Origin of the sequence: Candidatus Curculioniphilus buchneri endosymbiont of Curculio glandium (genome assembly GCF_964275155.1) — a bacterium.
Taxonomy (GTDB): domain Bacteria; phylum Pseudomonadota; class Gammaproteobacteria; order Enterobacterales; family Enterobacteriaceae; genus Curculioniphilus; species Curculioniphilus buchneri.
The window spans coordinates 1,035,286-1,050,455 of the sequence record NZ_OZ193413.1 but is presented as its reverse complement, the minus strand read 5'-3'; the positions used below and the strand labels follow the sequence as shown (position 1 = coordinate 1,050,455).

The 15,170-nt window shown below is 31.7% G+C and carries 10 protein-coding genes; 2 read left to right on the top strand and 8 right to left on the bottom strand.

Going from position 1 to position 15,170, the window contains the following annotated elements:
- The first annotated feature begins 180 nt into the window (after positions 1-180).
- A complete protein-coding gene (gene typA / locus ACICP0_RS03210) occupies positions 181-2,016 on the top strand; it encodes a translational GTPase TypA (protein ID WP_395480266.1) in 1,836 nt (611 codons plus the stop codon).
- A gap of 377 nt (positions 2,017-2,393) precedes the next feature.
- On the opposite strand, the gene dxs is transcribed toward typA, so the two are convergent.
- Positions 2,394-4,256: a 1-deoxy-D-xylulose-5-phosphate synthase gene (gene dxs, locus ACICP0_RS03205; protein ID WP_395479887.1), complete on the bottom strand. Its 1,863-nt coding sequence runs from the start codon at positions 4,254-4,256 to the stop codon at positions 2,394-2,396.
- Positions 4,257-4,291: 35 nt separating this feature from the next.
- Positions 4,292-5,194 carry a (2E,6E)-farnesyl diphosphate synthase gene (ispA, locus tag ACICP0_RS03200; RefSeq protein ID WP_395479886.1) on the bottom strand — a complete coding sequence of 301 codons (903 nt, stop codon included), beginning with the start codon at positions 5,192-5,194 and terminating at the stop codon, positions 4,292-4,294.
- A 454-nt stretch (positions 5,195-5,648) separates the two neighbouring features.
- Between ispA and thiI the strand changes: the two genes are divergently transcribed.
- A complete protein-coding gene (gene thiI, locus ACICP0_RS03195) occupies positions 5,649-7,100 on the top strand; it encodes a tRNA uracil 4-sulfurtransferase ThiI (protein WP_395479885.1) in 1,452 nt (483 codons plus the stop codon).
- Between the two features lie 793 nt (positions 7,101-7,893).
- Here thiI and ACICP0_RS03190 read toward each other — a convergent pair.
- The 6 genes from ACICP0_RS03190 to cyoA all read right to left on the bottom strand — a co-directional run bounded on the left by ACICP0_RS03190 (position 7,894) and on the right by cyoA (position 14,200).
- On the bottom strand, positions 7,894-9,312 hold the full coding sequence (locus ACICP0_RS03190) for an MFS transporter (RefSeq protein WP_395479884.1): 1,419 nt from the start codon (positions 9,310-9,312) through the stop codon (positions 7,894-7,896).
- Between the two features lie 91 nt (positions 9,313-9,403).
- Complete coding sequence (cyoE, locus tag ACICP0_RS03185; protein WP_395480265.1) at positions 9,404-10,294, bottom strand: heme o synthase; 891 nt, start codon at positions 10,292-10,294, stop codon at positions 9,404-9,406.
- A gap of 16 nt (positions 10,295-10,310) precedes the next feature.
- A complete protein-coding gene (gene cyoD / locus ACICP0_RS03180) occupies positions 10,311-10,649 on the bottom strand; it encodes a cytochrome o ubiquinol oxidase subunit IV (protein ID WP_395479883.1) in 339 nt (112 codons plus the stop codon).
- Positions 10,649-11,275, bottom strand: coding sequence for a cytochrome o ubiquinol oxidase subunit III (cyoC, locus tag ACICP0_RS03175; protein WP_395479882.1), 627 nt, complete (start codon positions 11,273-11,275; stop codon positions 10,649-10,651). Before cyoC ends, cyoD begins: the two co-directional genes overlap by 1 nt.
- Positions 11,265-13,253, bottom strand: a complete 1,989-nt coding sequence (gene cyoB / locus ACICP0_RS03170; RefSeq protein WP_395479881.1) for a cytochrome o ubiquinol oxidase subunit I — start codon at positions 13,251-13,253, stop codon at positions 11,265-11,267. Before cyoB ends, cyoC begins: the two co-directional genes overlap by 11 nt.
- 89 nt (positions 13,254-13,342) lie before the next feature.
- Positions 13,343-14,200 (bottom strand): ubiquinol oxidase subunit II, encoded by an 858-nt coding sequence (gene cyoA, locus ACICP0_RS03165; protein ID WP_395479880.1) that lies wholly within the window; start codon positions 14,198-14,200, stop codon positions 13,343-13,345.
- Between the last annotated feature and the right edge of the window lie 970 nt (positions 14,201-15,170).

Genomic DNA, 15,170 nt, shown 5'->3' with positions numbered 1-15,170 from the left:
ATGAATTGGTAAAATACGTATCAAATAGACTAAGAGTACACATAAACATAGAATATTATGTGTGCACTGATATTTAGTGATTAATAAATTTAGCACACATCTGTATATGATGCCACTTATTAAATCCTCAATTAATACATTTTTTAAAAATGTTTTTTCAAAAAACCTATGGGCGAAGTTATAATGAAAAATATACGTAACATCGCTATCATCGCGCATATTGATCATGGTAAAACAACCTTAATTGATAAATTATTACAGCAATCCGGTGCACTATCTAATTACAATGATGAAATTGAACGTGTGATGGATTCAAATTTTTTGGAAAAAGAGCGAGGTATTACTATTTTTTCTAAGCATACTGCAATCAATTGGCATAATTACCGTATTAATATTGTCGATACTCCAGGACATGCCGATTTTGGAGGAGAAGTTGAGCGCGTACTGTCTATGGTTGATTCAGTATTGTTATTAGTCGATGCTTTAGATGGGCCGATGCCCCAAACTCGTTTTGTAACCCAAAAGGCATTTGAATATGCTTTAAACCCGATTGTGGTTATAAATAAAATTGATCGTTTAGGCGCACGTCCTAATTGGGTAATTGATCAGATATTCGATTTGTTTGTCAATCTAGGCGCTACTGACGAACAGCTCGATTTTCCAATTATTTACACATCTGCACTGAACGGCGTAGCAGGTCTAGAATATGAAAACATGACGTCAAACATGGATCCATTATTTGAATTTATAATACAACATGCTAAAGCGCCACATATCGATATCCATGGCTCATTTCAGATGAAAATTTCTCAACTTGATCATAATAGCTATGTTGGTGTGATTGGTATCGGTCGTATTCAACGAGGCTCTGTCACACCCAATCAACATGTTGTGATAATTAATAAAAAAGGTCAATGCCGAAATGGTAAAGTTAGCCAAGTTTTTTGTTATATGGGCTTAAAACGTATTTCATCTAACTTATCTACAGCTGGCGATATTGTCGCTATTACTGGTTTAGAAAAATTACAGATTTCTGATACTTTATGTGATCCTACACAAATTGAAGCATTACCACCATTAATTGTTGATGAACCAACCATTTCTATGTCATTTGGAGTGAACACATCACCGTTTTGTGGGCAAGAAGGAATGTTTGTGACTTCATTTCAAATTTTTGAACGTTTAAAAAAAGAAATAGTACATAATGTGTCATTATGTGTAACTGAAACTGAAGATTCAAATACATTCCACGTTTCAGGCCGTGGTGCGCTTCATTTATCAATATTAATAGAAACTATGCGTCGTGAAGGATTTGAGATTACTGTATCTAGACCAAAAGTAATTTTTCGTACTGTAGACGGTGTTAATCAAGAACCGTTTGAGTTGGTTACTCTAGATATTGAAGAAGTGCATCAAGGTTTAGTGATGGAATCTATGGGTATTTGTAAAGGAAAAATATATGATATACTTCCAGATGGAAAAGGACGTATCCGACTAAATTATATGATTCCTAGCCGCGGATTAATTGGCTTTCGTACTAATTTTATGACTATAACATCAGGGACTGGTTTGTTGTATTCCACTTTTAGCCATTATGAGAAAGTATATCCATGTAATCTCGGTCAACGCCAAAATGGCGTATTGATCTCTAATGGTACAGGAAAAGCTGTTTCTTATGCCTTATATAATTTGCAGGATCGTGGACGTTTATTTTTAGATCATGGTTCTGAAGTTTATGAAGGTCAAATTATCGGCATCCATACTCGTAAAAATGATTTGACAGTAAATTGCTTAACAACAAAGAAATTAACGAATATGCGTGCATCTGGATCTGATTCAGCAACTGTCTTAATACCACCTATAAGGTTATCTTTAGAACAAGCTTTGGAATTTATTAATGACGATGAGTTAATAGAAGTAACACCCAAATCAATTCGATTACGTAAACGTTATTTGACTGAAAATGAACGTAAACGCGCTCACCATGATGATTTTTGTTATATGAAAAATAGATAATACATCGAAAATGGCATAAATAAAAAATAAGTATGGTATTTATCAAAACGATAAAATCACAAAAAATATAATTTTTATTCACTTTTCAGCTGAAAAAAATTCATATTTATATACTTTACTAGTATAGTAAGTAATATATTACAAAATAGATTAATGCATCATTTATTCATATAATAGTAAAAAATTAGCGATGATGCATTAATCACTTATTCACCAATGAATAAGATAGTACATTATATATGTAATTTGTTTCTAATCTGATAACTTAAAAACTGTATTATAGTTATAATAAAAATTAAGAAAGATATCAGGAATATTCGATATTTTATTTATTCATCTATAACAATTGTCTTTATCTAACCTAAAAATAAAACACTTTAAGTAAGCCAACGTACAATGTTCTTGAGAATACCTACACTATCTAGACCTAGATCAGAACGAATCTCTTCTTGTCCTCCTTGAGGAATAAACCGATCTGGTAATCCAATATTTAGCACTGGAATTTTTAATCGTTGGCGCATTAAAAATTCATTTACGCCACTTCCTGCACCACCCATAATGACATTTTCTTCAATTGTTACCAATGATTGGTGAGTGTTAGTAAGTTCACTTATTAATACTTCATCTAAAGGTTTGACAAAACGCATATCTACAAGAGTAGCACGCAGTTCTTGTGCTGCAAGTGCTGCTTGTGGTAACAGTGTACCGAAATTAAGAATGGCCAGATTTTTTCCCCATTGTCGTACTATTCCTTTCCCTAACGGCAAGGGCTTTAATTCACTAAAGTTTGCACCTATCCCTGTTCCTCTTGGATAACGTACCACGACTGGTCCTCCCTGATAATGATATCCCGTATATAACATCAGTCGACATTCATTTTCATCACTGGGTGCCATAATAACCATATTAGGAATACATCGTAGATAAGAGAGATCAAATGCACCTTGATGAGTTTGACCATCTGCACCTACTATACCACCGCGATCAACAGCGAACAATACTGGAAGATTTTGGATAGCTATGTCATGGATCACTTGGTCATAAGCACGTTGCAAAAAAGTAGAATAAATAGCAACAACAGGCTTATAGCCTCCAATTGCTAATCCAGCAGCAAATGTCACTGCGTGTTGTTCAGCAATTGCTACATCAAAATATTGACGAGGATATTGGCGAGAAAATTTTACCATGCCAGATCCTTCACGCATTGCCGGTGTAATTGCCATTAATTTATCATCATGAGCAGCAGTAGCACATAACCAATCACCGAAAATAGAAGAATAAGTAGGATAACTAGTACAATTTTTTGGTAAAGTGCCAATGTGAGGATCAAATTTTGGTACTGCATGCCAAGTTATAGGATCTTTTTCAGCTGGTTTATAACCTCGTCCTTTTTGAGTGATAATATGCAATAGCTGAGCTCCTTTAGAAATACGCATGTTCTTTAACGTATTTACCAAACCATAAATATCATGACCATCTATTGGCCCAATATAATTAAAACCTAATTTTTCAAATAACGTACTAGGTATTATTATACTTTTAATATGTGCTTGAGTACGTTTTATTAATTCTTTAATTGCTGGAATGCTAGATAATACTTTTTTACTACCTTCACGTAAGGTAGAATAAAGTTTACAAGACAAAAGATATGCTAGATGGTTGTTTAATGCTCCAACATTTTCAGAAATAGACATCTCATTATCATTCAGTACCACTAAAATATCATATTTAATATCTCCGGCATGATTCATTGCTTCAAAAGCCATACCAGCAGTAATAGCGCCATCACCTATGACACATACAATACGCCGATTTAATCCTTCATGTTTTGCCGCTACTGCCATCCCTAAACCAGCGCTGATCGAAGTAGAAGAATGACCTACTGACAGTATATCGTACTCGCTTTCATCACGAAATGGAAATGGATGCAATCCATTGCGCTGGCGAATAGTGAGGATGTTATTACGTCGTCCAGTCAAAATTTTATGCGGATAGGCTTGATGTCCAACATCCCAAATAAGATAGTCAAACGGAGTGTTATACACATAATGTAATGCTACTGTTAATTCTATTGTACCTAACCCAGATGCAAAATGCCCGCTTGAAAAGCTAACACTATTAAGTAAAAATTTCCGTAATTCTTCACATAAAATTAGCAATTTATCTTGAGGTAATTTACGCAACTCTATTGGGGTTTCAGCTAAGAATAAGGTCGGATATTGATTAATATCAAGATTCATTAAATACTCGCATTTAAAATGTTAAAAAACATTAATTACTTGTCACGTTCAATAACATAGCGTGCTAAAGCAATCAGTATATCGGTATCATACCCGAGTTTAGAAATATATTCTAAGGATGCAAGTGATTCTTGATATAATGCCTGAGCTTTCTCTCGCGCTATATTCAATCCTAGCAGCATTGGATAAGTATTTTTATCCCATGCTTGGTCCATACCTTGTTGTTTTCCTGTAATGTGACTATTACCTATAATATCTAGGATGTCATCCTGAACTTGAAAAGCTAACCCAATAGCAGCAGCATAACGATCGAGATAAGTCAATGTTGGTTCTTCAAATTTATTAGCTGCTAGTACGCCCATACGTACTGCTGCACGAATGAGTGCACCTGTCTTATTTTTGTGTATTGTTTCAAGATATGAAGTAGATACATGTTGTCCTTCTGACTCGATATCGAGTGCTTGTCCAAGACACATACCGTTAGCTCCACTTGCAGAAGCAAGGACAGAGATCATTTTTAATCGAGCCTTTGTAGATACATTTGGCATATCTTCATCAGCTAAAATGCTGAACGCTAAAGTTTGTAAAGCGTCTCCGGCTAAGATAGCTGTTATTTCTCCAAATTTGACATGACAGCTTGGTAAACCTCGACGAAGTACATCGTTATCCATTGCTGGTAGATCATCATGAATCAGTGAGTAGGCATGGATACACTCTATCGCCGCTGCTGGAGCATTTAGACTTTCAGGCGATAAACCGAATAACCGTCCGGTGTGATATACTAAAAACGGCCGTAGTCGTTTACCGCCTTGCAGTGCACTATATCGCATAGCTTGAATAAGCGATGTTTTTTGGTTAGACAGAGTACGGAGATAACGTTCCAACACTGTATCTACCTGCCAATGACTTTCTTGCAATGCACGAATAAAATCTTTCATGGTCAAGTTGTTTAACTTATAGAATGTTAGTAGTGGTACTTAAGCTTATTTTTAATAATTGCATCCATTTTTATTCTCTATAGGACTTTATGATGTTTTATAGGATCTATTCATATTTATGAACGATTTATAATCGTTTATTACAAGGAATAGAATTGACTAGATTTAAAAAAAGGATAATTGTTTTATATGAAATTTTATAAAAAATTGTAAAGCTATTAATTTATGTATATTTTTTAGTATGCTATCGTGAGCTCTATCTTCAATAGAAGATATTGTTATTTATATCAGATCAAATTCTATATTAGAATAAACTATTGGTCATTAATCATCAAATTAGAAATAGTATAATTATACTCCTTGCTATTATATAAATGGAGTAAATACAATGATCAACAATCATCATACATACGTTTTTATAACTTACTATTATGTCTTAATAATGATTAATAAAATGAAATTCATTATCAAATTATTTCCAGAAATCACGATAAAAAGTAGATCTGTCCGACTATACTTTATAAAAGTTCTAACTCGAAATATTCGTAATATTCTCAAGTATTATAGTGAATCAGTTACAATAGTACAGCATTGGGATCATATAGAGGTGTATAGTGCCTTACAGCAGCGCGATCAGATAATTGAAATTTTAATGCGCATACCTGGAATCCATCATATTCTAGAGGTAGAACAACGTATCTGGAAAACTATGCATGATATCTATCAATATGCGCTAGAGGTATATCATTCTCAATTACTTGGAAAAAGTTTTTGTGTGCGTGTCAAACGGCGGGGTAAGCATGAATTTACATCTCAAGATGTAGAACGTTACGTCGGTAGCGGTTTAAAACAGAATGTGGAGAATACTTATGTCAAACTAATTAGTCCTGATAAGACAATATTACTAGAAATAGATAATCATCAATTATTATTAGTAATTGGCCGTTTTGAAGGAATAGGCGGTTTTCCTATCGGTACTCAAGGAGATGTACTGTCATTAATTTCTGGTGGTTTTGATTCAGGTGTTGCTAGTTACATGTTAATGCGCCGAGGCTGTCGAGTACACTATTGTTTTTTTAATCTTGTTGGTAGTATCGAATATGAAATTAGTGTTCGGAAAGTAGCATATCATCTATGGAGTCGCTTTGGTTTTTCACATAAAGTACATTTTATTTCTATTAATTTTACTCCGGTAATGCATGAAATTTTGAATAAAATCGATGATAGTCAAAAAAGTATTATATTAAAACGCATGATGGTACGTACAGCATCAACTATTGCAAATAGGTATGGTATTCAAGTGTTAGTAACTGGTGAAGTCATAGGGCAAGTTTCTAGCCAAACATTAACTAATTTACATTTAATTGATAGCATGTCAAAAATGCTAATTTGTCGTCCGCTTATTTCTTATGATAAAGAAGATATTATCCATCTAGCTCGACAGATTGGTACCGAAGAATTTTCTAAAAAAATACCAGAATATTGCGGTGCGATTTCTAAAACTCCAACTGTACGAGCAACCAAAACTCGTATAGAACAAGAAGAAAAACAATTTGATTGTACTATATTAGATGCTTTATCAATAAAAGTTTTAGATATTCGTAAGTTGACTACGCAAGATAATGAATCTTTAACTGAAATAGAGATTACTAGTAAACTAAACATCGGAGATGTAGTACTAGATATCCGTTTTCCAGATGAACAAAAACATCATCCTCTAATGATAAACAATATAGTGGTGAAAAACTTACCTTTTTATAATTTATATAGCCAATTTAGCCTGTTAGATCAAAGTAAATCTTATTTACTATATTGTGATCGTGGAATTATGAGTAAGTTACAAGCACTATATCTTCGAGAAAAAGGATTTCGAAACATTAAAGTTTATCAACCTATTCTTATATGATTCAATCATTAATATTTGATGTATTCTTTGTATAAATACAATGCAAATTTTTTATTGAATAAAAAATTATTTTTTTGAGATAAAAATGAAATAGTTTTTAACTATATAGAGATAAGGTCTTATATTAATAAGATCAATAAGATTCAATTATCACCGATAATGATTATTTAAAAATATTTATTAAGAATCATGATTTTTGAATCTAATTATTAATTTTATTATTTTCTTTTTAAACTTATCGTATATATAGCACAGATAAAACTTAGTTTTGTATATACGAATGCACAGTTGATCACTTTGTTATTTTAACAGCAGACTATAAGACCTAAAATAAAGATGTTTTATTGCTAAAATAAATAAGATGAATTTTATACTGATCTTATATTTATTCTAACATTAATTTTCTAAATATATCATGAATTTTTTTACTTCTCGTATATAGATAGACATTATATTAGTGCGGAATAATTTTTTTGAAAACATTTTCTAGAAAATCTAAGTCATATAGAAATAGAGAAATTTATCTAACTTAACCGTAAAAATAAACACATGAGACGACATATCAACTGAACATATAATGAATGTACTTTTATTATCGTCTATATTACGTGCAGAAAATAAATTAGACCATTCTTTTGTCACTTTATTAGAACAACGTAGCAAAGATATTAAAATAAAGTATTTTATAAATTAAATTAGAAAATTTAATTGATATTAACCAAAAAAATAACATGTATGCATATCATATATATGAATAAATAATTTTTATTATAATCTGTAATTTATTAAATCTCTACAATTTATTCTTACTAGAAGATTGATTTATATCATTCGTAAGAAGTGAGCATTTTAGAATATCTATGATTTTTTTAAATTCTACTAAATTAATTTGTTTTTTATTAACTTTAATACAAACAATACGTTTTTCAGGCATAAAAATTTCCATTACACCAAGTTGTGACTTTAAGTACACTATTAATTTTTCATCTAATTCTATTAGACAACTGTCAGGTAAAGCGATATGTAGACTACTGAGCAATGGTTCACGTAATGTTGTGCTTACTAGCCACCATATTAGAGCTATTCCTGAAAATACTAAAAATACTAACCAAGCTCCGTAATATTGAAATAGCCAACCTCCAATCGTGCCTCCAAAAGCTACGCCAAGAAATTGACTGGTTAAATATATCCCCATCGCTGTTCCTCTATAACCCAATGAAGACTCTTTGCTAATTAAAGACGGTAGTAAAGCTTCTAAAACATTAAATGCTATAAAAAATAATTGCATGCCAGAAAATATTAACCATAACCGATCTTCTGAAGTCATTAATATTAATTCAGCTATTAGCAATAACGTGACACAACTTAAAAACATACGTTTTGTTTTTTGTTTGATTTCAGCATAAGCAATAAAAGGTACCATGGTGACAAAAGAGATTAATGTAACGATTAAATATACTTTCCACTGATTTACAGGTGGCAATCCTGCATAATTCATCATGGGTGGTAGAGCAACAAAACTAGACATTAACATTGCATGTAAGCAAAAAATACCGAAATTTAATTTCAGTAATGGTATATTAAATAATACTTTACCAAATCTACCACGTACAACATTTGATTTTTTATTTAAAGAATGCCTACTGGTAGTAGGCACTACAAATAGTATAATTCCAATTCCAATTAATGCCAGTGCTGTAATAATCCAAAATAATCCTTTGAGAGAAATAGTGTGAGTGACAATAGGTCCAATGACCATTGCAGCAGCAAATGTTACCCCAAAGCTAATGCCAATACAAGCCATTGCTTTGGTTCGATTGTGTTCTTGAGTTAATTCTGATAATAGTGCCATTACTGAAGCGGAAATGGCGCCTGATCCTTGTAAAGCACGTCCAATAATAACTCCATAAATGCTATCAATCAAAGCTGCAATAGCACTACCTAATGCAAAAATAAGCAAGCCGATGATAATGAGCGGCTTACAACCGATACGATCGGAAAACAATCCAAAGGGAATTTGGAAACATGCCTGTACTAATCCATAAACACCGATAGCCAAACCGATAAGTGATTCATTAGCGCCTTGCAATGCCATGCCATAAGTGGTTAAAACTGGTAACACTGTCAATGTTCCTAACATACGCAATGAAAGTACCGTACCTAAACTAAAAACAGCACGCCATTCTATACCAGTCATTTTAGTTTTCTGCATTTATTCTTTAAACCTTTATTCTTTAAACCTTAATATTTATTATACAGTAGTGAGTTATTATGTGAATAAGGTAACAGTATCATTGAAGGATCTAGCAAATATAACTAGGTTGATTATTGACATATGGTACCACAAAGTCTAATGACATCATGATGCTCAGTGATGTGATTGCGATAATTGAAAAAATGAACATTTTTTTTGCCCAAATTACATCATTAATAGAAGTTTTATAACCTTGTAATGCCATGCTAAACCAGATTATGTTGATTGTAACAGCGACAATGCAATATTTATATCCAACATATCCGTACAGCACCAACAGTAACGTTGCAACCATAAATCCTGTAATATATAAAACAATATGGTGCTTAGTTACAGAAATTCCTAGCCTTATTGGTAAAATAGGAATCGATGCTATTTGATAATCTTCGAAACGAAAAATAGCAATAGCATAAGAATGTGGCATTTGCCACAAGCTAAATATAAAAAATAAAATTAATGCACCGGCATCAAATTGATTACTGACAGCACAGTAACCAATAACCGGCGGTACAGCACCTGATATACTTCCTATTAAAGTACTATAGATAGATTTTCGTTTCATGTATAGACTATATATCCCGACATAAACGATAAAACCAATTACTGCTAACCATATAGATATATAGTTAAGTGCTAAACATAATAATGTAAAGCCAAAAATACCTAGAACTGTAGCATAAATTAGACTTTCTTTTGGAGAAACTAATCCCTTTACTAACGCTCTATTTTTTGTTCTGTGCATTTTTTGGTCAATATCACGATCAATATAGTTATTGAATATACAAGATGAGGCAACAATTAACGTTACACTAGCCAATGTATTAAAAAATAAATCATAATGAATTTGACCCTTAGAGGCTAGTAAAAAACCTCCTGTGACAGAAATTAAATTGCCAAAAATAATACCTGGTTTCATTACTTGTAGATATTTCATAATCATTATTGTCATATGTTTTTTAGCAGCTCATGAGATTAATGTGGAGATGCCACATAATCCATAAGGAACCGATAACCAATATTAGTACGATTAGGACCGTAAATAAAAAAGCCATAAGGTCCCAGTTTTGTTGAAATGATGTATCGAGATGCAAAAAATAAGTGAGATGTACCAAAATCTGTATTGTTGCACACACCACTAAAATGACAACAAGAATCTTGTGGTTTATGGTACTTTGTTGTATCACTAAGAAAAAGGGAATAATTGTGAGAATAATAGAAAAAATAAAACCTATTAGATAAGATCTTTGACTGTGGTGTCGACTAACACCAGTTTGCGTTATAGATGTATGATTCATTATAGAAATCCAATCAAGTATACGATAGTGAATAAACAAATCCATACTACATCTAAAAAATGCCAAAATAAACCCAAGCATCGCAGACGAGTTTGATTCATTATGGTTAAACCGTGATAGAATAATTGAATTATCATTACCAAAATCCAAATGAGACCACATGCTACATGAAGACCATGAGTGCCTAAAATTGTAAAAAATCCGGATAAAAAAGCACTACGATCTGGACCATATCCTTCAACAATTAAATACTGAAACTCATATAGCTCCATGCACACAAAAATTAAACCAAATAAGAATGTCAAACTTAACCAAGCATTAACTTGATTTAGTTTAGCTTGATTCATAGCTAATGTTGCTAAACTATATGTAATACTACTGAACAATAGAAAAAAAGTTTCAATCAATATAAATGGAAGTTTAAATATTTCTTTTCCTGTTGGTCCATCTGCTATACCATTACTTAATACAGCATAGGTAGAAAATAGGGCGGCAAATAAAATACAGTCGCTCATTAAATAAATCCAAAATCCAAAAACTCTGATAGATTCTGAATGTTGATGTTTGTGTTCAGTATCAGTATGAATAATATTTAGATGATTTTCGAATATTTTATTAGTGGACATTGTTTACGTCCATTTGGCTAATTTGTGCAATATGTTTATTCTCAATATGCTCAATGGTTTTTATCGGTACATAACAGTCTTTTTTTTCTTTAAAACTATGTACTATTAAGGAAGCTATGATACCGACAAGTCCAATAATAGCCAACCACCAAATATACCAAATCATAGAAAAACTAAATACCAAGCTGAATGCCGAAATTATCACGCCAGTACTAGTATTGTTCGGAATATGAATAGGTTGATAGACTAGAGGTCTATGATAAGCAATACCTTGTTCTTTCATCCGCCAAAATATATCGCGATGATTATTTACTTCTGGAATAACAGCAAAATTATATATTGGTGGAGGGGAAGTAGTCATCCATTCTAAAGTCCTACCATTCCATGGATCACCTGTAAGATCACGATTACGATCGTATAAGCTGACTATAAGTTGTATAATTTGACATAAAATACCTAATGCAATCAATATTACCCCTATCGAAGCTATCATTAGTGGCGGATGAAATATTGAATCAATTTGCTGGCTTAAACGACGAGTCATACCCATAAAACCTAGGCAATACAATGGCATGAAGGCTACATAAAAACCAATAATCCAAAACCAAAATGCACGTTTTCCCCAAGATTCGTTTAAGATAAATCCACATGCTTTTGGAAACCAATAAGTCATACCAGCAAAACATCCAAATACTACACCACCGATAATAACATTATGAAAATGAGCTATCAAAAATAAACTGTTATGCAGAACAAAATCGGCACCAGGCAATGCTAATAATACTCCAGTCATTCCACCTATAGAAAAGGTAATAATAAAACCTACAGTCCATAACATTGTAGAGTGTAATACTACTCGTCCTCGATAAATCGTAAATAACCAGTTAAATATTTTAACTCCGGTTGGAATGGCAATAATCATCGTCATGATGCCAAAAAAAGCATTAACGTTAGCGCCCGATCCCATGGTAAAAAAATGGTGCAGCCAAACACAGAATGATAATATTGTAATAGAGATGGTTGCCCATACCAAGGATGTATAACCAAATAAAGATTTTCTTGAAAACGTAGCAACCACTTCAGAAAAAACACCAAATACTGGTAGTACTAAAATGTATACTTCTGGATGCCCCCAAGCCCAAAATAAATTTACATACATCATCACATTACCACCCATTTCATTGGTAAAAAAATGAGTTCCTAAATAACGATCTAAAGTTAACAGCGTAATGGTAACAGTAAGAATTGGAAATGCAGCGATGATTAACACGTTAGTACATAATGCCGTCCAAGTAAAAACTGGCATCGACATCATCTTCATACCTGGTGCTCGCATATGTAAAATGGTGGCTAAAAAATTTACTCCGGTTAAAGTTGTACCAACACCAGCTACTTGAATACTCCAAATCCAATAATCAACTCCAACACCAGGACTATATTCTTTTTCTGATAAAGGCGGATAAGCTGCCCATCCTGTCTGAGCAAATTCTCCTAATCCAAGAGAAAGGTTAATAAGAATAACACCAACCATGAACAACCAAAAACTCAAAGAATTTAGAAAAGGAAATGCAACATCACGCGCGCCAATTTGCAAAGGTACTGCTAAATTCATCAAACCGATCACGAATGGCATTGCCATAAAAATAATCATAATAACGCCGTGAGCGGTTACTACTTGATCGTAATGATGTGGCGGTAAAAAACCAACTTCATTAGCGGACGATAAGACTTGATGAAAACGCATCATGATAGCATCGGCAAATCCACGAAGCAACATTACAAAAGATACTATAATATACATTATACCAATCTTCTTATGATCTACTGATGTAAACCATTCATGCCAAAGATATTGCCATTTATTGAAATAAGTGATAGTAGTTATCAATCCTAAACCAATCAACATAATGAAAACCAAGGTTATCATAATGATTGGTTCATGATACGGAATAGCATTAAGCGTTAACTTTCCAAGCATTATTCATTCCTCGGCATCTATGCATGAATACATATTCATGTTCATCATTATTTTATTAGCTATTAATTTTTCAAATTACCATTACATTTTCATTTATTCATGAATCGTTCAATCACTGTTTTGAAAAGTCCAGATTTAACATTGGAAAAATATTCAATTACATGACATTCGCTTGGTACTGTTAATTTCTCATAATCTTCCATGGTATCTAACGTATTTGGAGAGGTCTTAACTTTTTTGATCCATGTATCAAACATAGCCTGATCTTGTACGGCTATAGCAGTAAATTTCATACCAGAGAAACCATGCCCACTAAAGTTCGATGAAAAACCTTTATATTTTCCCGATTGATTAGCTATAAGATGAAGCGTGGAATTCATGCCGGCCATAGCATAGACCTGACTACCTAATTGAGGAATAAAAAAAGCATTCATCACCGAATTAGAAGTAATTTTAAATTTTACTGGAATACCTTTTGGAAAAACAATTTCATTTATTGTAGCAATACCCTGTTCAGGATAAATAAAAAGCCATTTCCAATCAAGGGCAATGACCTCAATGTTAATGTTTTTAAAATTTGAAACGATTGGCTTACTGGGATCTAAGTCGTGGGTTGATTTCCAAGTTAAAATAGCTAAGATAATAATGATAATTATCGGAATGGTCCATACTATCCATTCTAGTAAATGAGACTGGGACCAATTAGGTCTATATGCTGCTTTAGTATTGGATTCACGATATTTGATCGTAAATATCAAAGCCATAGTAATAGCAGGTACTACTACAATTAACATAAGTCCAAGAGCAATTAATATTAATGAACGTTGTTCTAGTCCAATTTGCCCTTTAGGATCCAATAATACCATATTATTGCAAGCACTAAGTGACATCACAGTCAATAATAATAATATTTTTAAACTTTTATTAGTGTATTTTTTGAGTCTCATTGCGAAACCTCAACAAATATATTAAAGGATTTTGTATCCTTACATATATAGACATTTTATATGAAAATTGCAAATTATAAATAATATGTTTGTCTTATTAATTAGTGAATGTATCTTTTATACGTAAATTGTTTTTTGATAGATATCAAGCAATTAAATAATTACTTAAAGAAAATAATTGACTACATAGTTAATATTTTTAGATAAAGAATGTACTAAATTTATCGACATTATTTTAATGTTGAATTTGATTGTTAAAATTGCCTATTGAAAATATAACTAGCCAATAAATTACAGCCATGTTTATGGCTTATCATGTAATGATTTTATAGTTAATTATTTAAATAAGTCTTTTTAATATCATTATTGTTTGAATAATAAACTATTATTTAATCGTGTCATGTTTTTTACTTTAAAAACTAATTATCTCTGTACGGAGATTCGTATTTCCATACCAAATTTATTAGTAAATGAATAATAAATATGTATAAATTCATAATACATTCCAATTGAATATAACGAGAGATATAAATATCATTATGTTTATAAAATATGATTTTTTCTGGAGTTTAGATAGTAAGATTAATTTTTTGAAAAAAGATAAAATTAAATGTTGGATTTTAACATTTAATATTAACGTTAAATTTAATATTTAAAGCAAGCAAATATGAACTTTGAATCATTGAAGATTAGTGTCAAAATTTGTTAAAATTTAATAAGCTAAATAAGATAAAGATGTGCTAATACGGAAATGTATGAGTAATGAAAACAATATTGAAAAATTAAGAAAATTGCCATCTCGTGCATAATAAACAGTCCTCATAAAAGACATAAGATAAATATTATAAAAAAGATATTAAATTACATATAAATCTTAAATTTATTTAATTGACATTGCATTAAGATTACAACAACTTAAATAGGATGTAAAAAAATAACATTTATACTAATTCAATATTATATTAATTAG

Coding starts and splice junctions, on each gene's coding strand:
- cyoB (WP_395479881.1), bottom strand. CDS start 13,253: ATGCTTGGAAAGTTAACGCTTAATGCTATTCCGTATCATGAACCAATC.
- cyoD (WP_395479883.1), bottom strand. CDS start 10,649: ATGAATCATACATCTATAACGCAAACTGGTGTTAGTCGACACCACAGT.
- cyoC (WP_395479882.1), bottom strand. CDS start 11,275: ATGTCCACTAATAAAATATTCGAAAATCATCTAAATATTATTCATACT.
- cyoA (WP_395479880.1), bottom strand. CDS start 14,200: ATGAGACTCAAAAAATACACTAATAAAAGTTTAAAAATATTATTATTA.
- ispA (WP_395479886.1), bottom strand. CDS start 5,194: ATGAAAGATTTTATTCGTGCATTGCAAGAAAGTCATTGGCAGGTAGAT.
- cyoE (WP_395480265.1), bottom strand. CDS start 10,294: ATGATTATGAAATATCTACAAGTAATGAAACCAGGTATTATTTTTGGC.
- ACICP0_RS03190 (WP_395479884.1), bottom strand. CDS start 9,312: ATGCAGAAAACTAAAATGACTGGTATAGAATGGCGTGCTGTTTTTAGT.
- thiI (WP_395479885.1), top strand. CDS start 5,649: ATGAAATTCATTATCAAATTATTTCCAGAAATCACGATAAAAAGTAGA.
- dxs (WP_395479887.1), bottom strand. CDS start 4,256: ATGAATCTTGATATTAATCAATATCCGACCTTATTCTTAGCTGAAACC.